Source organism: Mesorhizobium sp. LSHC420B00, assembly GCF_000503055.1.
GTDB lineage: Bacteria > Pseudomonadota > Alphaproteobacteria > Rhizobiales > Rhizobiaceae > Mesorhizobium.
The window spans coordinates 1-18,459 of sequence record NZ_AYVY01000001.1 but is presented as its reverse complement, the minus strand read 5'-3'; the positions used below and the strand labels follow the sequence as shown (position 1 = coordinate 18,459).

Genomic DNA, 18,459 nt, shown 5'->3' with positions numbered 1-18,459 from the left:
GAACATGATCTTTTCCCAAAACCGGTACCCACTTTTGGGGATCATGCTCATAATCCCAGGAACCAGCTTTCCGGGTTCTTGACCGCCTCGCCGCGCTGCAGCGCCTGCAGGCCGAGAATGCAGCGGGCGATGAACCAGACCGCGACGGCGACCATCAGCACGACGCCGACGACCACGACCATCAGCAGCGCCGAGATCAGTGCATAGAGCAGGCCGATCCAGAAGGTGCGGATCAGGAATGCGTAATGGCTTTCAACGAAGCCGCCGGCCTTGCCGCGGTTGATATAGGCCAGGACGATGCCGACAATGCCGCTGACGCCGATAACGAGGCCGGCGAGATAGAGGATATAGATGACCAGCGCGTTGGTCGGACCGGGCTCCAGCCAGCGGTCGGTCTGGCGTGACGTACCGTTTTGGCCTGCATCGCTCATTGCGCTCCTCCCTCGGTTGCTGGGGCGAGAGTAGCAGAGCCTGCGCCCGGCGCCATACGCCCGGGATTGAGGATATTCTTCGGGTCGAATTCGGCCTTCAGCCGCGCCGACAGTGCTGCAAGAGGCGGCGCTTGCGGTTCGAACACGGGTATCGCCGCGCGATGCGCAGGGGTTGCGCGAGCCAGCGTGGCATGGCCGCCGCCATGCTTTCTGATCAGCCCGCGCAACAGGCCGGCCTCTGGATCGTCCTGCTGCATGCGCAGCCAGATCAGCCCGCCCTGCCAATCGTAGAAGGCATCGACCGCGGCCTGCATGCGCAGCGCCAGCACCATAAGGTGGCCCTGCGACGGCGCCATCGAGACGCGCCACACCGGCCTTTCGCTGCCATCGGCGAACGGCGCGCAATCGCGGATGTCACGCCAGACAGAATACGAGACCGAACCGGAAATCTCCTGCAGCGGACCGGCGTTTTTCAGCAGGTCTTTCAGCGCCGCGATGCGGTAGGCGACCGACGGGCCGAAACCCTCGATGCGCAGCAGCGTCGCCGCATCGCTGCCGAGACTGCCGCCGGCGACCCGCGCGGCGACCCGTTCAGGAAGATGGGCCGCACTCGACACCTCCGCGCTGGAACCCAGTGCCAGCGCCATGGCGGCGGTGGCATGATCGTCGAGCAGGCCACGGATGGCGAGCGTGACTTCGGTCTCGGCAGCGGGAAGCACCTTGAAGGTGACGTCGGTGAACACCGCCAGCGTGCCCCAGCTGTTGGCCATCAGCTTGGACAGATCATAGCCGGTGACATTCTTGACCACACGGCCGCCCGACTTGAAGGCCTCGCCACGGCCGGAAACGGCCGCGATGCCAAGGATGTGATCGCGCGCAGCCCCGGCCTTCAGCCGCCGCGGGCCGGAAAGGTTCGCGGCCAGCACGCCGCCGATCGTGCCTCGTCCTGGTTCACCGCCGAGCAGCGGGCCGTAGTCCATCGGCTCGAAGGCCAGTTGCTGGCCGTTTTCGGCAAGCAGGCTTTCGATCGCGGCCAGCGGCGTGCCGGCTTTCGCCGACAGCACCAGTTCGGCCGGCTCATAGAGCGTGACGCCGGACAGGTTCGACAGGTCGAGCGTATGCTCGCTCTGCTGCGGCCGGCCGATGCCGCGCTTGGAACCATGGCCGAGGATCTCGAGCGGCGAGTCTTCCGCTGCGGCCCAGGCGATGGTGGAGAGGGTTTCCGCTGATGTGGTCGGGGTGAAGGTGGTCATGCGGCAGAACCACCAGTCGTAAATGACGAGAAGCCGCGATCCTTCCCACCCCCCTCTGTCCTGCCGGACATCTCCCCCGCAAGGGGGGAGATCGGATGTCGCTTAGGCTTTCGCCAACCATCAACGCTTGAAGGCGAGCAGGACGTTGAAGCAGCCAATCTCCCCCCTCGCGGGGGAGATGTCCGGCAGGACAGAGGGGGGTGTCCAAGCGCCAACATACCCTCAAAACCTCGGAATGTCCGGAAATGCCAGCTGCCCGCGATGCACGTGCATCCGCCCGAGCTCCGCGCATCGCCTCAGCTGCGGAAATACCTTGCCCGGGTTGAGCAGGTGATTGGGGTCGAAGGCGCATTTGACGCGCATCTGCTGGTCGAGATCGATCTGGTTGAACATTTCCGGCATCAGGTCGCGCTTCTCGACGCCGACCCCGTGCTCACCGGTCAGCACGCCGCCGACCTTGACGCAGAGCCGCAATATGTCGGCGCCGAAACTCTCCGCCTTGTCGAGCTCGCCCGGCACGTTGGCGTCGTAGAGGATCAGCGGATGCAGATTGCCGTCGCCGGCGTGGAAGACATTTGCGACGCCGAGCCCGTATTTCTCCGACAGTTCGCGCATGCCGGCGAGGACGCGCGGCAATTCCTTGCGCGGGATGGTGCCGTCCATGCAGTAATAGTCGGGCGAGATGCGGCCGACCGCCGGGAAGGCTGCCTTGCGGCCGGCCCAGAAACTCAGCCGCTCCTGCTCCGATTGCGAAATGGGGCATGTGGTCGAGCCGTTCCTATAGGCAATGGCTTCGACCAGGCCGATCAGATGGTCGACCTCGACACCCGGCCCGTCCAGCTCGACGATCAGCAGCGCCTCGACATCCAGGGGATAGCCGGCCTGGACGAAATCCTCGGCGGCGTGGATGGCCGGGCGGTCCATCATCTCCATGCCGCCCGGGATGATGCCGGCGCCGATGATGTCGGCGACACATTGGCCGGCTTGCTCGCTGGTCGGGAAGCCGATCAGCAGGGCACGCGCCGTCTCGGGCTTCTTCAAAATGCGGACGGTGACCTCGGTGACGACACCGAGCAATCCTTCGGAGCCGGTCATCACGCCGAGCAGGTCGTAGCCTTCCGCGTCGAGATGGCTGCCGCCGAGGCGCACCACCTCGCCATTCATCAGCACCATCTCGATACCAAGCACATTATTGGCGGTGAGACCGTATTTTAGGCAGTGCACGCCGCCGGAATTTTCCGCGACATTGCCGCCGATCGAGCAGGCGATCTGGGAGGATGGATCGGGGGCGTAATAGAAGCCCTCCTGCTCGACGGCGGTGGTGATGCCGAGATTGGTGACGCCGGGCTGAGCGACGACGATGCGGTTCTGGAAATCGATCTCGAGGATGCGGTTGAAGCGGCTCATCACCAGCAGCACCGCGTCTTCCAGCGGCAGCGCGCCGCCGGAGAGCGAGGTGCCGGAGCCGCGCGGCACGACGCGGATATTGCGGTCACTGCAATATTTCAGCACGCGCGAGACCTGCGCCACGGTTTGCGGCAGCACCACGACCAGCGGCAATTGCCGGTAGGCGGTGAGCCCATCGCTCTCGAAGGCGCGCATCGCATTGGCTGCGTCGACGACGCCCTCGCCCGGCACGATGATGCGCATATCGGCGACGATCTCATCGCGCCGGCGCAGCGTGGCGTCGTCTGGTTTCGGCATCGCAAGACCGGACATCGACAGCCTCCTTCGACCGACTGGTAAAAATCTTTTACCAGCGACGGCTATCGGTTGCAAATGCCGCTTTGGCCGGGATCGCGGGCCTATGGCCGGGACAGCCTTTCGCAGCGGCAATCTGCCGCTGCGCGCCCCACACTACTCGCCCGGCTGCTTGCCCGGTTCGGAGTGCATGCGGCGGACACGGCGCACGCCCCACCAGACGAGCAGGACGGCGAGCGGCACCGAGGCGGCGGTGACCATTTCCGGCGCAAAGGCATGGCCGAAGATCGAGGCGCCCTTGGCGACGTAGCCGATGAGGCCGACGACATAGTAGGAAACGGCGGCGACCGACAGCCCTTCCACCGTCTGCTGCAGGCGCAATTGCAGGCGGGCGCGATTGTTCATCGATGCCAAGAGATCGCGGTTCTGCTTCTCGACCTCGACGTCGACCCAGGTGCGCAGCAGCGTGGTGGCACGGGTCAGCTTGCGCGACAGATTGGCCTGGCGCTCCTCGACCGAACGGCAGGTGCGCATGGCCGGCGCGACGCGCCGCTGCAGGAACCCGCCCCAGGTGTCGTAGCCGGGCACGGCTTCTTCCTCGAGCGCCTCCAGCCGCTCGCCGACGATGCCGTCATAGGCACGGCTGGCGCCGAACCGGTAGAGGCTGGAGGCGGCATCCGCCTCCAGTTCGGCGGCAAGTTCGGTCAGGTCGGCCAGCAAGGTCTGGCTGTCGCGGGTTTCGGCGACCTTCATTTCCAGCGTGGTCTGGGCCAGCCTGTCCTCGATGCGGCGGGCACGCCCCGAAAGCATCAGCGCCAGCGGCAGCCCAAGCATGGCCAGCGTGCGGTAGGTCTCGATATCGATCAGCCGCTGCGACAGCGCCCCGGTGCGCGCCGGTGTCAGCCCGCGATCGAGCACCAGCATGCGGGTCAAGCCGTCGCCATCCTGGCGGAAATCGGTGACGATGGCCGCGTTGCCGCGCTCGACCAGCGAATAGCACAGGCTGGTCGGGTCGAAGCCGGCGATCAGCCGCTCGTTCGCCGGTGTCCATTTGCGGATTTCGAGCCTGATGCCGGAAATCACCGTGCCCGGCGGCGAAAACCCGTTGCCGAAGGGGGTATCTTCTTGCCCCCTGCCGTTTTCGGCGAGCGGCCCTTCCCAGAGATAGGTCGAGAACTCCGTGTGCCGTTCCCAGCGCAGCGAGCCCTTGCCCCACTTCATCGCGTGATGGCGGGCATGGCGGTCGGGCGCGGCAATACCAAGGCGCTGCGACAGTTCCGAAAGCACTGCCAGATCGACGCTCGAGCCGCCTTCGGTCATGAAGGAAAGCTGCACCAGCACGCGCGGCTTTTCGACCAGCGGATGCGGTCGGGCGTGGACCTCGCCGAGCGCGCCGGGCCGACCTTCATGCGCCGGAAAGCCCATGACGCTGCCGCCCATGGCTTTGGCGCGCAGCTGGAATTCGAGATTGGACGGGTCGGCGTCTGGCACGGCTGGTCCCCCGGGCTTCTCTGAGCCCTTTGGCAATGATGTCCCTCTAGAGCGGTTTTGTCGTTTCACGGAAACGCCGAACCGCTCTATCCCTTTGATTCTGCGCAATTCCGGACGGAAAACCGTTTCACACTTTTCCTGGAATTGCTCTAGAGGCAATCGCCAGGGGACGCAAACAGCCAGTTTAGCAGAAGGTGATATGAAGCCGCGGCTGTGAAACCGACCCGGCCGGGCGAATTGGATAAATAATTTGACCAGTTGGCGACGCTGGCTTTATCTTGCGCGACATCGGTTCAACCCCCAGGCACCCCGTTTGAGCGACATTTTCTCCCGGATCGAGCATTCGCGCACTGCCGACGAGGTGGTGCAGCAGATCGAGAGCCTGATCCTCGAAGGCGTGCTGCGCACCAGCGACCGGCTGCCGGGCGAGCGCGAGCTGGCGCGCCAGTTCGAGGTGTCGCGGCCGATCCTGCGCGATGCCTTGAAAGCCTTGGAAGGGCGCGGGCTATTGACGACACGGCCAGGCGGCGGCACCCATGTCGCCGACGTCATCGGCCAGCTGTTCACGAAGCCGGTGGCCGACCTGATCTCGATGCATCGCAAGGCGGTGACCGACTATCTGGAGTACCGCCGCGAGATCGAGGCGGTGGCGGCGGAATATGCGGCGCGGCGCGCCACATCGGACGATCTGGCGCTGCTCGACCGCATCATGGCACGGATGGACGAGGCGCACCGGACCGGCAATTTCGACGACGAGGCGGAAATCGACGTTGAGTTCCATCACGCGATCTGCGAATGCGCGCACAACATCATCCTGCTGCACACGCTGCGCGCCTGTTACCGGCTGCTGTCGGAAGGCGTGTTCCAGAACCGGCGGCTGGTGTTCAGCGTGCCGGGTGCGCGCGAGGCGCTGCTTTCGCAGCACCGGGCAATCTACACCGCGGTCAAGGCCGGCGATCCGGCCGCGGCGCGGCAGGCGGCGATGGACCACATCTCCTATGTCGAACGGTCGATGGCCGAGGCCGAGCGCAGCGGCGACTGGCAGCGCGTGTCGCGGCTGAGGCTCAGGCAGCGCTCCGAGCCCGGTGATGGCGAGCCGGCAAGAAAACAGCCGTAGGCCGCGGCCAGAAAATTCAACGACGAACCAGCGAAGAACCAGCGGAAAAAGATCCATGAGCAGCATCCTCACCATCGCCGACCTCAAGGACCTGGCGCGCCGCCGTGTGCCGAAGATGTTCTTCGACTACGCCGATTCCGGCGCCTGGACCGAAAGCACCTACCGAGCCAACGAAGAGGATTTCCAAAAGATCAAGTTCCGCCAGCGCGTGCTGGTCGACATGGACAACCGCTCGCTGGAATCGACCATGATCGGCGAGAAGGTGGCGATGCCGGTGGCGCTGGCGCCGACCGGCATGACCGGCATGCAGCATCCGGACGGCGAGATGCTGGCGGCGCAGGCGGCGGAAGAATTCGGCGTGCCGTTCACGCTGTCGACGATGAGCATCTGCTCGATCGAGGATGTCGCGTCGGTGACCAGGAAGCCGTTCTGGTTCCAGCTCTATGTGCTGCGCGACAAGGATTTCGTCTTCGATTTGATCGACCGGGCAAAGGCGGCGAAATGTTCGGCGCTGGTGCTGACGCTCGACCTGCAGATCCTGGGCCAGCGCCACAAGGATATCCGCAACGGGCTTTCGGCGCCGCCGCGGATGACGCCGAAGCACCTCTGGCAGATGGCGACAAGGCCGCGCTGGTGCGTCGGCATGGCCGGGACCAAGCGCCGGAGCTTCCGCAACATCGTCGGCCATGCCAAGGGCGTCGGCGACCTCGCCTCGCTTTCGTCGTGGACGAAGGAGCAGTTCGATCCGCATCTGTCGTGGAAGGACGTCGCCTGGATCAAGGAGCGCTGGGGCGGCAAGCTGATCCTGAAAGGCATTCTCGACAAGGAAGATGCGATGATGGCGGCCAGGTCGGGTGCCGATGCGATCATCGTTTCCAACCATGGCGGCCGCCAGCTCGACGGCGCCTCGTCATCGATCATGGCGCTCGAAGAGATCGCCGATGCCGTCGGCGACACGATCGAGGTGCATATGGACGGCGGCATCCGTTCCGGCCAGGACGTGCTCAAAGCACTGTGCCTCGGCGCCAAGGGCACCTATATCGGCCGGCCTTTCTTGTACGGCCTCGGCGCACTCGGCAAGGAAGGGGTTACCAAGGCGCTGGAAATCATCCGCAAGGAGATGGACATAACGCTAGCACTGTGCGGAAAGCGTCTGGTCACCGACATGGGCAAGGATCAGCTTCGGCGCTAAAGTCCCGTGACAGCATGATCACGGAGGCGACGCAGGCATTGACGGAGCCCGGCATCAATTTTTACGAGGCGCGCGGACCGCAAGGCATGCGCCTTTATGCGATCGGCGATGTGCACGGCCGGCTCGACCTGCTGGCCGCCATGCACCGGCGGATCGAGGCGGAGCTCGGTCAAAGGCCGTCGGCCGATTGGCGCGTGATCCATCTCGGCGACTATGTCGACCGCGGCCCGGACTCCAAAGGCGTCATCGATTTCCTGATCGACGCGCAAAAACGCGATCCGCGTCACCTGATGCTGGCCGGGAATCATGATCTCGGCTTTCTCGATTTTCTCGATGTCCCCGATCAGGACGGGCTGTTCATGCGCTATGGCGGCATCCAGACGGCGCTGTCGTATGGTGTGTCACTCGGTGGGAGCAGCGCCTGGTTTGGCCGCGCCGATGCGGCATTGCGGCAAGGGCACGCCGCACTGGTCGAGGCGGTGCCGCAGAACCATGTCGAATTCCTGCGCTCGCTGCCCTTTTCAGTGACGTTCGGCGATTTCTTCTTCTGCCATGCCGGCATCCGGCCCGGCATTGCGCTGGAAAGCCAGAGCCCGCAGGACCTGATCTGGATCCGCGAGGTCTTCCACGATCACACCGGTCTTCATCCCAAGATCGTGGTGCACGGCCATACGCCGGTGCCCAAGCCCGAGATCACAGGCAACCGCGTCAATGTCGACACCCTCGCCTGGCAGTCGGGAAACCTCACCGCGCTCGTCGTGGACGGCGCGGACAAGCATATCCTGACAGTCACGGGTGAGCGGGCTTAGGGAAGGCGTGGGGTTATGAGCAGAGGGTCTAGCGAAGCGCGGCGGTGACGCCGTAGCCGTCGACGGCATTGTGGTTGTTGGCTGCGTCGGCGGAATAAATGCCGAGGCCGCACAAGACAATGGCCGACAACATGGCAAAGGACAAAAAGGCTGCTTTCACGGACGTCATCTCTTGTTGAGCTTCCTGCATCTATGCACGAGCGGGTTACCAATGCGTTGAAACGCAAAATTCGTCGCAAATGTCTGACGGTTTCGCGCTTCTAGGCATGTTCTGTATCGGCGGTGTGTCGCGCGGGTCACAGGATAGGTTCATCGCGGTTGCACGGAAGATGCAGAGCGGCGCCTTTTAGGCTAGCGGATTGACACAGGCCAAGGATGAAACGCGTTATCCCCGGCGGATTTGGCGCCGCGTGCCAAATATGCAACGTCGCCAAATAGGCAACGTTGGCTGTATGAGTCGTCAGATCGTCGCCACCCAGGCGCGGGCGATGGCCAGGCCGGCGGCATCGGCTTGCGGTCCGTTGCGGGCCATTTCATCGTCGAGCCGACCTGCCCATTCAGGATGCCGCTCGGCAATCAGCGGTGCGAAGGAGGTGCTCCAGTCGCGAACCATCGGCCGGTCGGCCTCGAAATGGAACTGGAAGCCATAGACGGCGCGGCCGATGCGGAACGCCTGGTTCTCGGCGACGGCGTTGCCGGCCAGCCGCACGGCCCTCTCAGGCAAGACAAAGGTGTCGTCGTGCCATTCGAAGATCGGGAATTTTTCGGGCAAGGCGGCGAGCACCGGATCGGCGTTCGCGGCCGCGGTGAGCGCTACCTCGTGCCAGCCGAACTCCGAGGCACCGCCGATCTGGTTCTCGCCGCCAAAGGCGCGCGCGACCAACTGGCCGCCAAGGCAGATGCCGAGCACCGCGCGATCCCTCTCGGCAAAATCGCGCGTCAGGTCGAGCAGGCCCGGAAAATAAGGACAGAGCTCGTCGTCCAGTGCATTCTGGGCGCCGCCGAGCACCACCATGGCGTCATGCCCGCCGCTATCTTGCGGCAGCGCGTCGCCGCGATAGGGCCGGCGCAGATCGATATCGGCGCCGGCCTCGACAAGCGCCGCGCCGATCTGGCCAAGGCCCTCATTGTCGAAGTTCTGGACGACCAAGACCCGCATCGAAACCTGCTGACATGAAATTGATGCGGCGAGGGATATCATGGCGCCAGCATTGCAGCCAACAGGGAACGCCTATGCCACTGCAAAACCGGGTCGATCCGTTCGGCGCCATCCATGCCGTGCCGGAGCGCGGCCTGTTCATGGGCAATCGCGGCATCATTCACGACGCCGAGACGAGAACGCTGTTGAAGAAGCGCTGGGCGCTGCAAGCCTGGATCATCTGCGTCTGCGAATTCCGCAATGTGCGGCGCGAGCCGATGGGTCGCAACCGGCAAAGCGACGACCAATTGGGCGGCAAGGCCGGCTGGACCGAACTGTTTTTCCTCGACGAGGTGACGGCGCTGGCGGCCGGGCACCGGCCGTGCTTTTTCTGCCGGCGCGAGCGAGCCAGGGATTTTGTCCAGCGCTTCGGCGACGCCTTCGGCATTGCCGAGCCGCGCGCGCCGCAACTCGACAAGCGCCTGCACAAGGAGCGCCTGGCATCGGGCGGACCGGCGCCGAGACTGGAACCGGAGGCGCTTGCGGACTTGCCGGACGGCACGATGATCTCGTCAGGAAACAGGGCGTACGCCCTGTTTGACGGCGCCGCGCTGCCCTGGAGTTTCGGCGGCTATCGCGAACCGGTGGGGTTCGGCGGTTTTTCCGACGGTCCAATCCGCATGCTCACGCCGGCGACAACTGTTTCGGTGCTGCAGCAAGGCTACGAGCCTGTCTGGCATCCTTCCGCCGAGGCTTGACGCCGAGGGTGACGTTGCGCATTCCTCGGCGATGCGCGCCAATTACAAGATGCAGCGGCTGTTCGTGCCGGACGAGCTTGGACCGGATACCGAGTTCGACGTCGGCCCGCAGCAGAGCCATTATCTCTCGCGTGTGCTGCGGCTCGGCGAAGGCGCCGAGGTTCTGGTGTTCAACGGCCGCGACGGCGAATGGTCGGCGGCGATCGCCGCGAAATCGAAGAAGGCGTTGCGCCTGAAGGTGATGGCGCTGCAGCGGCCGCAGCCGCCACTGCCCGATCTCGTCTATTGCTTCGCGCCGCTGAAGCAAGGACGGCTCGATTATCTGGTGCAGAAGGCGGTGGAGATGGGCGCTGGCACCCTGCAGCCGGTCATCACCCAGCATACGCAAGTGGCAAAACCCGGCATCGAGCGCCTCCGCGCCAATGTCGTCGAGGCGGCCGAACAATGCGGCATATTGGCGGTACCTGATGTGCGCGAAGCGGAGAAATTCGAGCGTCTGCTGGCAGGCTGGGACAAGGAGCGGCGGCTGATCTTCTGCGACGAGGATGCCGCCACCAACAATCCCCTGCCGGCATTGCAGGCGGTGCGGGAGAACAAGCTCGCGCTGCTGGTCGGGCCGGAGGGCGGCTTTTCCGACGAGGAACGCGGGATGCTGAGAGCGCTGCCCTTCGTTACCGCCATTCCGCTCGGGCCGCGCATCCTGCGAGCGGATACGGCGGCGGTGGCGGCACTGGCGCTGATCCAGGCGACAATCGGCGATTGGTGATCAATTCCCGTTACCCTCTGGCTCAGGATTTTTCGCTTGATCGGCTACTGACATTTCGTCCATCTAGCGCCGGCGGTCGTCCGGCCGCTCTGCAGCGCAGCGCGTCCTTTCGGGCGCGCAAAGGACGCTGTAGCATATTGATTGGGCACATGATCCTTTCCGAAAATCGAAGCCGATTTTCGGGGTCATGTGCGGAGGGCTGTTATGGCGCGCGATACTACCGATTTCCGGCCGATAGAAAGCGTCGACGAACTCGTCGAGCATCTGGCCGAAGGCAACAAGCCGCGCGACAAATGGCGGATCGGCACCGAGCACGAGAAATTCCCGTTCTATATCGACGGCAATGCGCCGGTGCCCTATGGCGGCGAGCGCGGTATCCGCGCCATCCTCGAAGGCATGCAGGACAAACTCGGCTGGGACCCGATCATGGATGCCGGCCGCATCATCGGCCTGGTCGAGCCGACCGGCCAGGGCGCGATCTCGCTGGAACCCGGCGGCCAGTTCGAACTTTCCGGCGCGCCGCTGGAGACGATCCACCAGACCTGCCGGGAAGGCAATGCGCATCTGGCGCAGGTACGCGAGATCGCCGAACCCATGGGCATTCGTTTTCTCGGCCTTGGCGGCAGCCCGAAATGGTCGCTGGCCGAGACGCCGAAAATGCCGAAGTCGCGCTACGAGATCATGACCCGCTACATGCCCAAGGTCGGCACCAAGGGTCTCGACATGATGTATCGGACCTGCACCATCCAGGTGAACCTCGACTTCGAGAGCGAAGCCGACATGCGCCGCAAGATGCAGGTGTCGCTGAAGCTGCAGCCACTGTCGACGGCGCTGTTTGCCAACTCGCCCTTCACCGAAAGCCGGCCGAACGGCTTGCAGAGCTGGCGCGGTGAGATCTGGCGAGACACCGACAACCAGCGCTCCGGCCTGCTCGAATTCTGTTTCTCTCCCGATTTCGGCTTTGCCGATTACGTCGAATGGGCGCTCGACGTGCCGATGTATTTCGTCATCCGCGACGGCCAGTACCATGACATGACGCACATCACCTTCCGCCAGTTCATGGCAGGTGCTGCCCGTAACGAACTGCCGGACGGGCTGCCGACGATGGGCGACTGGGCGAACCATCTGTCGACGCTGTTCCCCGACGTGCGGCTGAAGCGCTTTCTTGAAATGCGCGGCGCCGATGGCGGGCCGTGGCGGCGCATCTGCGCGCTGCCGGCCTTCTGGGTCGGGCTGCTCTACGATGCGGCTGCGCTCGACGCGGCCGAGGCGCTGACCTCGAGCTGGAGCTATGACGAAGTGCTGGCAATGCGCAACGCAGTGCCGGAACAGGGCATTTCGGCGCCCTTCCGTAACACGACGTTGCGCGAGATCGCCCGCGACGTGCTCGTCATCTCGCGCATGGGACTGAAGAACCGCGACCGCAAGAACCGCGACGGCTATGACGAGACCTCGTTCCTCAACACGCTGGACGAGGTCGTCGCGCGCGGCACGACCAGCGCCGAAGAGATGCTGTCGGCCTACCACACACGCTGGGGCGGCTCGATCGAGCCGGTGTTCATGGAATACGCGTATTAACGCTTCGCTATCCGCATGAGCCACGGTCCGGCAAATTCGCTTCAATCAGTGATGGAAACGAACTAGGCTTCTCCAAACGAGGATTTTCCCGGAGGAGAAAACAATGCCTTCCTTGTTCGATATTCTGGCACAGGCCCAGAACGGCAACGGCATGCAGGCGCTGGCCCAGCAGTTCGGGCTTTCGCAGCAGCAGACGCAGGCGGCGGTCGCGGCGCTGCTGCCGGCCTTTTCGCAGGGGCTGAAGCGCAACACAGCGGACCCTTACGGGCTCGGCTCCTTCATGACGGCGATGGCCAGCGGCCAGCACGCCAAATATTTCGAGGATGCAAGCCGGGCCTTCTCACCGCAGGGTCTCGATGAAGGCAACGGAATTCTGGGGCATTTGTTCGGCTCGAAGGATCTGTCACGCGCCGTCGCCAGCCAGGCCGCGCAAGCGAGCGGTGTCAGCCAGCAGGTCCTGCAGCAGATGCTGCCGGCAATCGCCTCGATGATGATGGGCGGGCTGTTCAAGCAGACCACCAACCAGCTAGGCGGACAGATGCATGCGGCAGGGGGTGGGCCCGGCGGCGGCAATCCGCTCGGCGAACTCATCGAGCAGATGATGCGGCAAGCGGGCGGCGGCAGCCAGGCGCCGGCCCCTCAGCCTGCAGGCCCAGCGGACAATCCGCTCGGCAAGGTGCTGCAGGATATGTTCGGCGGCGCACAGCAGCCGCAACAGACGCAGAGCCCTTACGGCGACAACCCGCTCGGCAAGGTATTGCAGGACATGTTCGGCGGCGGGCAGCAGCCGCAAAGCCAGCCGCAGCAGACACAGAACCCTTATGGTGACAATCCGCTCGGCAAGGTGCTGCAGGACATGTTCGGCGGTGGTGCGCAACAACCGCAGCCCCAGGCGCCGCAGCCGCAGGCCAATCCGAGCGGCAGGCCGAGAAATCCGTTCGACGACCTGTTCGGCAAGATGTTCGAGACGGGTGCCCAGCAGCGCGACGACTACCAGAAAGGCATGGAGTCGATCTTCGACCAGTTCAAGCAGGGTATGGGCCGGCGGTAGACTAGACACCGGCATCCAATCATCAGTGCCGCCCAAAAAAGAAAGCCCGGTCCTGGGAGGACCGGGCAGCGCGCAGGCTGGCCGGGGGGATCCGGCAGGGAGTGGGGAGCCTGCGTAACTTGGTGGCTTCGTGCCTCAAAAAGGTTCAATGCGACCAAAATCGCGAATTTGTGCGATCAGGCCACCTTGCGGGCAATATCCTCGATCGTTTCGGCGCGCTCGACCGCGATGACGCGAAGCCTCTCGGTCGGATCGCGGCCAAAGGGCACACCGACAGCGACGTGCAGGTCGGCGCGGGTCAGACCGATGTCGGCGAGCTCGGCATCCGACATCTCGCCGAGGCGATAAAAGGCGCGACGGTTTTTCCAGGCGCGGTAAACATTGGCAGCGGCATTGGCCACGCGCGTCGCAACGGCCGGACGCGAGGTGATGCGCGAGGTCTCGGTAGCGAAATCAAACGTAGCCATGTCGGTCTCCTTCACATTCGAACGAGCGAAACCAGTCGATCGGGCGCTGGCGACAGCGGCCGTTCCGGCTTCGATTCACATGCCTTCATGTGGACAGTCGGAATTTGCCACGGCGCGATTGATTAATCCAACGAATGTTTCTAATCTTTAGCATCAACATCAATGATGGATTAGACCGATGAAAGCGCCGCTCGATCTCGATCAGTTGCAGACCTTCATCTCGATTGTCGACACCGGCAGCTTTACCCGCGCGGCGGAAGCCGTGCATCGCACCCAGTCTGCGGTGTCGATGCAGATGCGGCGGCTCGAAGAGCGGATCGGCAAGCCGCTGTTCGAAAAAGACGGCCGCACCAACCGGCTGACCGAGGAAGGCGACAGACTGCTCTCCTACGCAAGGCGGCTGCTCTATCTCAACAAGGAAACACTGGCCGCCTTCGACGACCGCCGGCTCGAAGGCACCATCCGCATCGGCACGCCGGACGACTATGCCGATCGCTTCCTGCCCGAGATCATGGCGCGGTTTGCCCGTTCCAACCCGCATGTCGAACTGACCGTTATCTGCGAACCGACGCCGGGACTGGTCGAACACATCAAGCGCGGCAATCTCGACCTGGCGCTGGTGACGCACAATGACGCGCGCGGCCAATCGGAAGTGGTGCGGCGCGAACCGCTGCTGTGGGTTACCTCGGCCAATCATGCGACGCATGAGCAGCCGATCCTGCCGATGGCCTTCGGCCGGCCGAACTGCATCTGGCGGCGGGCCGCCGCCGACGTGCTCGACCAGCAGAACCGCGACTACCGCATCCTGTTCACCAGCTTCTCGGCCACCGTTATCGCCGCGGCGGTGCTTTCCGGCCTGGCGATCTCGGTGCTGCCGGAATGCGCGCTGCGGCCCGGCATGCGGGTGCTGGGCGAGGCCGACGGTTTCGGCGCCCTGCCCGATTGCCGCATCGGCATCATGCGCGGCCAGACCTCGCGGCCGGAGATCGTCGACGCGCTCGCCCGCCATATTTCGGAAAGCCTCGACAATATTTCCGTGCCGCTCGGCGAGGAGACCGGCACGTTCGATTTCGCCGCCCTCGCCTTCGCGAAGATGAAGCGGACCAAGCCGAACCAGATCCTGCCGGGCTGGTAGGGCTTCGTGTCTCATAGCGCCATGGGGCCTGCCACCGCGGAGCCGATGCAAGTTAGGGCTCAATGACGACGGAAATTCAGTGCGACGAGGATCATCGCCGCGGTACCGGCAGCGGCGAGATAGACGGCCATCCGCACACCCTCAGCGGTAGCGACGCGCAGCGCTTCTCCTGTCAAACCGCCGGTGCCGGCGTTTGCAACGGCTACCAGGACAGCCAGCCCCACCGCGCTACCGACCTGCTGACCCGTGGATGCAATGCCTGAGGCGATGCCTTGCTCATGCGCGGCAACGCCCTTGGCTGCGGCTGCGAACATTGTTGGAAAGGTGATGCCGCCGCCGAGGCTGAAGACAATCAGTCCGGGGACCAGGTCGGCATAAGTGCTGTCCGCCGACATGGCCATGCCCAGGCCCGCCGTACCAATCGCGCCGATCGCAAGGCTGACGACGAGTGTGTTTCGTGTACCCAGACGGGTCGCCATCCGACCGCTCAGCGCATTGCCCGACAAGACGGCCAACATCGGGACCATGAAGGCGAAACCAGTCTGCAGAACGCCGAAGCCCTGCACTGTCTGGAAGTAGAAAGACAGGAAATAGAGCAAAGAACCGAACGTGGCGGTGAACAGGAATGTGGTGACGACGCCGGTGCTGAGGTTGCGGTTGGCCAGCAGCCGCAGCGGCAGCAACGGGTCGCGGCTATGCGCCTCTATGGCCACGAAGAGCGCCAGCAACAGGATCCCAACGGCAGCGCTGACCAGAATACCCTGTGAGGCCCAGCCGTACTCTGGACCCTGGACGAGCGTGAAAACGAGCAGGGTGGTACCGACCGTCGCCGTCAATGCGCCCGGCAGATCGAACTTGCCGCCTGACTGGTACCCGCTGTCTCCTAGAATCACCGGAAAGGCCGCCACGATCGCGATGCCGGCCAAAGGCACGTTGACGAAGAACACCGCCTCCCAGCCGAATGCCTGGGTCAGCACGCCGCCAAGCAACGAGCCCAGAACCATGCCCCCGGCACCAGAGCCGGCCCATACGGACAAAGCGATATTGCGTTCGCGACCTTCGCTGAAGGTGGTGTTGACCAGCGACAGGGTGGCCGGGAAAAGAAAAGCGCCGCCCAAGCCCTGCACGGCGCGCGCGGCAATCAGGATCTGAGGCGTCGTGGCGAAACCGCCGACCAGCGAAGACACTGCGTAGAGGACAAGCCCGAAAACGAACATTCGCCGACGCCCAAGCAGGTCGGATGCCCTGCCTCCAAGCAAGAGGAAACCGCCAAACGCAACGGCATACGCACTCACGACCCATTGCAGGGTCTGCGCCGAGAAGCCGAGGCCCAGGCCGATCTCGGGCAAAGCGACAAAAACGATATTGTAGTCGATCGAAATAATAAGCTGGGCAAAAGCCAGCAATGTCAAAACCAGACCAAACCGTGGTCGGGCCGATACGTCAGCCACGCTCGAGTGGTGGCTCATATTCAACTGGTCGGTCATGCCTATTCCTTTTTCCAAATGGAGCCCAGCACCCGCTGATCAGCGCGGCAATTGGCAAGGTAATATCTGGACGAAACAGCCAAAATGGCATAGAACTGGAAGCATCGTCCTCTATTGGCAACGATGTGCGACTGTGCTGGATCTGAACGATCTTTATTATTTTGCGAAGGTGGTCGAGAAACAGAGCTTCACTGCCGCAAGCCACGCGCTTGGACGATCAAAGTCCAACATCAGCCGGCGCATCATCGAGCTCGAGAAACAGCTGGGCGTCTGTCTTATCCAGCGAACCTCCCGCAGCTTCGCCGTCACTGATATCGGCCAGGAGGTCTATCAGTTTGCTGTGGGAATGCTGGTCGAGGCGGAATCGGCCGAAGGCGCCGCGGCGCGACGACTGGCCGAGCCCAGCGGTACGGTCCGCTTCACCTGCTCGATCGGCATGGCGCAGTCGTTCCTGGCGGAATTGCTACCCCGGTTCCTTTTAACGTTTCCCAAGGTAAACATCATCCAGCACGCGACCAACAGGTATGTGGATCTTGTCGACGAGGGGTTTGACCTTGCGCTTCGCGGCCATGTCGAGCCGCTGCCCGATTCCAGCCTGATCCAGCGTCGGTTCGCGCCGACGCCCTGGCATCTTTTCGCCGCACCCATCTATCTTGCCGGCGCAGGCACACCGACAAGCCCACAGGACCTTGCCGACCATGGCGGCCTCGCACTGAACGGGCTGACCGGCGGGGCGGTCTGGAATCTGCGCAATATCGGCGGCGAGACTGTCCTGATGCCGCTCACGGCGCGCTTGCGCAGCGACGATCTGGGAACACTGAAACAGGCTGCCATTGCGGGCCTGGGGATCGTGGCGCTGCCGGCCTATTTCTGCCAGGCCGAAACAGGCAATGGCATATTGCAACGCATCCTGCCGCAATGGACGGCGGGAGAAGCTGGGATCACTTTGCTGTCGCCTTCGGGGCGCAGCCTGTTGCCGGCAGTTCGAGCGTTCAGCGATTATCTGGCTGCCGAATTTTTGGCCGTAGCGAGATGATGGGATCGCGTTATGACACGCGGCCGGATACAGGCGCCTTGACGGCGGCCAACAACCGTCCCCCAATCGGCCGATGAGCGACACAGCATCCGAATCACGCACCAACGCCACCGAGTATACGGTGAGCGAGATTTCCGGCGCGCTGAAGCGCACGGTCGAGGACGTCTTCGGCAATGTACGGGTGCGCGGCGAGATTTCCGGCTATCGCGGGCCGCATTCCTCCGGCCATGCCTATTTCTGCCTGAAGGACGATCGCGCGCGGCTCGACGCCGTGGTGTGGAAGACCACGATGAGCCGGCTGAAATTCCGTCCAGAGGAAGGCATGGAGGTGATCGCCACCGGCAGGCTGACCACCTATCCCGGAAAGTCCAACTACCAGATCGTCATCGACAATCTTGAGCCGGCCGGTGCCGGCGCGCTGATGGCGCTGCTGGAAGAGCGCAAGCGCCGGCTGCAGGCCGAAGGCCTGTTCGACGCCGGCCGCAAGCGCCTGCTGCCCTTCATGCCGCGCGTCATCGGCGTCGTCACCTCGCCGACAGGCGCCGTCATCCGCGACATCATCCACCGCATCAAGGACCGCTTTCCGCTGCATGTGCTCGTCTGGCCGGTGCGGGTGCAGGGCGAAATGGCAGGAGCGGAGGTGACCGCTGCCGTCAACGGCTTCAACGCACTGCCATGGGACGGCGCCATCCCGCGGCCCGACCTGTTGATCGTGGCACGCGGCGGCGGCAGCCTGGAGGATCTGTGGGGCTTCAACGACGAAGCGCTCGCCCGGGCCGTCGCCGCTTCGGCCATTCCGTTGATTTCCGCCGTCGGCCACGAGACCGACTGGACGCTGGTCGATCTGGCGGCGGATGTGCGGGCGCCGACGCCGACGGGCGCCGCCGAAATCGCCGTGCCGGTCAAGGTCGACCTCGAAGCGACGCTTGCCGGTCTCAGCGCACGGTTGAAGACCGCGGTGTCGCGCAATTTCGAACGCAAGCGGCAAGCGGCGCGCGCGGCCGCCCGTGCGCTGCCCTCGCCCGACCAGTTGCTGGCGCTGCCGCGGC

18 protein-coding genes are annotated in these 18,459 nt (G+C 64.0%); 10 read left to right on the top strand and 8 right to left on the bottom strand.

Annotated features, from left to right (window positions below; genetic code table 11):
- Positions 1–47 precede the first annotated feature (47 nt).
- The 4 genes from X760_RS40845 to X760_RS40830 form a co-directional block, all read right to left on the bottom strand.
- A complete protein-coding gene (locus X760_RS40845; protein ID WP_023716473.1) occupies positions 48–431 on the bottom strand; it encodes a membrane protein in 384 nt (127 codons plus the stop codon).
- Positions 428–1,684, bottom strand: a complete 1,257-nt coding sequence (locus X760_RS40840) for an FAD-binding protein (RefSeq protein WP_023716472.1) — start codon at positions 1,682–1,684, stop codon at positions 428–430. Before X760_RS40840 ends, X760_RS40845 begins: the two co-directional genes overlap by 4 nt.
- 222 nt (positions 1,685–1,906) lie before the next feature.
- Positions 1,907–3,403, bottom strand: a complete 1,497-nt coding sequence (locus X760_RS40835; protein ID WP_023716471.1) for an FAD-linked oxidase C-terminal domain-containing protein — start codon at positions 3,401–3,403, stop codon at positions 1,907–1,909.
- Positions 3,404–3,541: 138 nt separating this feature from the next.
- Complete coding sequence (locus X760_RS40830; RefSeq protein ID WP_023716470.1) at positions 3,542–4,825, bottom strand: DUF3422 family protein; 1,284 nt, start codon at positions 4,823–4,825, stop codon at positions 3,542–3,544.
- Between the two features lie 364 nt (positions 4,826–5,189).
- Here X760_RS40830 and X760_RS40825 point away from each other — a divergent pair, with 364 nt between their 5' ends.
- The 3 genes from X760_RS40825 to X760_RS40815 are packed head-to-tail and all read left to right on the top strand — an operon-like array spanning position 5,190 to position 7,994.
- Positions 5,190–5,993: an FCD domain-containing protein gene (locus X760_RS40825; RefSeq protein WP_023716469.1), complete on the top strand. Its 804-nt coding sequence runs from the start codon at positions 5,190–5,192 to the stop codon at positions 5,991–5,993.
- 55 nt (positions 5,994–6,048) lie between these two features.
- Positions 6,049–7,185, top strand: coding sequence for an alpha-hydroxy acid oxidase (locus tag X760_RS40820; protein WP_023716468.1), 1,137 nt, complete (start codon positions 6,049–6,051; stop codon positions 7,183–7,185).
- Between the two features lie 38 nt (positions 7,186–7,223).
- Positions 7,224–7,994, top strand: a complete 771-nt coding sequence (locus X760_RS40815; protein WP_023716467.1) for a metallophosphoesterase family protein — start codon at positions 7,224–7,226, stop codon at positions 7,992–7,994.
- Positions 7,995–8,022: 28 nt separating this feature from the next.
- Here X760_RS40815 and X760_RS74160 read toward each other — a convergent pair whose 3' ends face one another.
- Both X760_RS74160 and X760_RS40810 read right to left on the bottom strand, forming a co-directional pair.
- Positions 8,023–8,163, bottom strand: coding sequence for a hypothetical protein (locus tag X760_RS74160; RefSeq protein WP_023716466.1), 141 nt, complete (start codon positions 8,161–8,163; stop codon positions 8,023–8,025).
- A 291-nt stretch (positions 8,164–8,454) separates the two neighbouring features.
- The gene (locus X760_RS40810) at positions 8,455–9,153 is read right to left on the bottom strand and encodes a type 1 glutamine amidotransferase (RefSeq protein WP_023716464.1); all 699 of its coding nucleotides are present in this window, start codon (positions 9,151–9,153) and stop codon (positions 8,455–8,457) included.
- A gap of 74 nt (positions 9,154–9,227) precedes the next feature.
- Here X760_RS40810 and X760_RS40805 point away from each other — a divergent pair, with 74 nt between their 5' ends.
- From X760_RS40805 to X760_RS40790, 4 genes are all read left to right on the top strand, one after another.
- Entirely contained in the window at positions 9,228–9,890 is a 663-nt protein-coding gene (locus tag X760_RS40805; RefSeq protein ID WP_023716463.1) for a hypothetical protein, read from the top strand.
- A 31-nt stretch (positions 9,891–9,921) separates the two neighbouring features.
- Positions 9,922–10,656 carry a 16S rRNA (uracil(1498)-N(3))-methyltransferase gene (locus X760_RS40800; protein WP_023716462.1) on the top strand — a complete coding sequence of 245 codons (735 nt, stop codon included), beginning with the start codon at positions 9,922–9,924 and terminating at the stop codon, positions 10,654–10,656.
- A gap of 204 nt (positions 10,657–10,860) precedes the next feature.
- Positions 10,861–12,234: a glutamate--cysteine ligase gene (locus tag X760_RS40795; RefSeq protein ID WP_023716461.1), complete on the top strand. Its 1,374-nt coding sequence runs from the start codon at positions 10,861–10,863 to the stop codon at positions 12,232–12,234.
- 103 nt (positions 12,235–12,337) lie between these two features.
- Positions 12,338–13,285, top strand: a complete 948-nt coding sequence (locus X760_RS40790; protein ID WP_023716460.1) for a DUF937 domain-containing protein — start codon at positions 12,338–12,340, stop codon at positions 13,283–13,285.
- 176 nt (positions 13,286–13,461) lie between these two features.
- Here the strand turns inward: X760_RS40790 and X760_RS40785 are convergent, their stop codons facing one another.
- Positions 13,462–13,752 (bottom strand): DUF1127 domain-containing protein, encoded by a 291-nt coding sequence (locus tag X760_RS40785; RefSeq protein ID WP_023716459.1) that lies wholly within the window; start codon positions 13,750–13,752, stop codon positions 13,462–13,464.
- Positions 13,753–13,930: 178 nt separating this feature from the next.
- On the opposite strand from X760_RS40785, the gene X760_RS40780 reads away from it, so the two are divergent.
- Positions 13,931–14,887: a LysR substrate-binding domain-containing protein gene (locus tag X760_RS40780; protein ID WP_023716458.1), complete on the top strand. Its 957-nt coding sequence runs from the start codon at positions 13,931–13,933 to the stop codon at positions 14,885–14,887.
- Positions 14,888–14,946: 59 nt separating this feature from the next.
- Here the strand turns inward: X760_RS40780 and X760_RS0136780 are convergent, their stop codons facing one another.
- Complete coding sequence (locus X760_RS0136780) at positions 14,947–16,374, bottom strand: MFS transporter (RefSeq protein WP_198030444.1); 1,428 nt, start codon at positions 16,372–16,374, stop codon at positions 14,947–14,949.
- A gap of 133 nt (positions 16,375–16,507) precedes the next feature.
- On the opposite strand from X760_RS0136780, the gene X760_RS40775 reads away from it, so the two are divergent.
- Both X760_RS40775 and xseA read left to right on the top strand, forming a co-directional pair.
- The gene (locus X760_RS40775) at positions 16,508–17,410 is read left to right on the top strand and encodes a LysR substrate-binding domain-containing protein (RefSeq protein WP_023716457.1); all 903 of its coding nucleotides are present in this window, start codon (positions 16,508–16,510) and stop codon (positions 17,408–17,410) included.
- A 73-nt stretch (positions 17,411–17,483) separates the two neighbouring features.
- On the top strand, positions 17,484–18,459 hold a 976-nt coding region (gene xseA, locus X760_RS40770), incomplete at its 3' end, for an exodeoxyribonuclease VII large subunit (RefSeq protein ID WP_023716456.1).

Excerpts from the sequence above, each read along its gene's own strand:
- X760_RS40845 (WP_023716473.1), bottom strand. The coding sequence starts at position 431 with ATGAGCGATGCAGGCCAAAACGGTACGTCACGCCAGACCGACCGCTGG.
- X760_RS40840 (WP_023716472.1), bottom strand. The coding sequence starts at position 1,684 with ATGACCACCTTCACCCCGACCACATCAGCGGAAACCCTCTCCACCATC.
- X760_RS74160 (WP_023716466.1), bottom strand. The coding sequence starts at position 8,163 with ATGACGTCCGTGAAAGCAGCCTTTTTGTCCTTTGCCATGTTGTCGGCC.
- X760_RS40800 (WP_023716462.1), top strand. The coding sequence starts at position 9,922 with ATGCGCGCCAATTACAAGATGCAGCGGCTGTTCGTGCCGGACGAGCTT.
- X760_RS0136780 (WP_198030444.1), bottom strand. The coding sequence starts at position 16,374 with ATGACCGACCAGTTGAATATGAGCCACCACTCGAGCGTGGCTGACGTA.
- X760_RS40805 (WP_023716463.1), top strand. The coding sequence starts at position 9,228 with ATGCCACTGCAAAACCGGGTCGATCCGTTCGGCGCCATCCATGCCGTG.
- X760_RS40790 (WP_023716460.1), top strand. The coding sequence starts at position 12,338 with ATGCCTTCCTTGTTCGATATTCTGGCACAGGCCCAGAACGGCAACGGC.
- X760_RS40820 (WP_023716468.1), top strand. The coding sequence starts at position 6,049 with ATGAGCAGCATCCTCACCATCGCCGACCTCAAGGACCTGGCGCGCCGC.
- X760_RS40785 (WP_023716459.1), bottom strand. The coding sequence starts at position 13,752 with ATGGCTACGTTTGATTTCGCTACCGAGACCTCGCGCATCACCTCGCGT.
- X760_RS40780 (WP_023716458.1), top strand. The coding sequence starts at position 13,931 with ATGAAAGCGCCGCTCGATCTCGATCAGTTGCAGACCTTCATCTCGATT.
- X760_RS40830 (WP_023716470.1), bottom strand. The coding sequence starts at position 4,825 with ATGGGCGGCAGCGTCATGGGCTTTCCGGCGCATGAAGGTCGGCCCGGC.
- X760_RS40795 (WP_023716461.1), top strand. The coding sequence starts at position 10,861 with ATGGCGCGCGATACTACCGATTTCCGGCCGATAGAAAGCGTCGACGAA.
- X760_RS40810 (WP_023716464.1), bottom strand. The coding sequence starts at position 9,153 with ATGCGGGTCTTGGTCGTCCAGAACTTCGACAATGAGGGCCTTGGCCAG.
- X760_RS40835 (WP_023716471.1), bottom strand. The coding sequence starts at position 3,403 with ATGTCCGGTCTTGCGATGCCGAAACCAGACGACGCCACGCTGCGCCGG.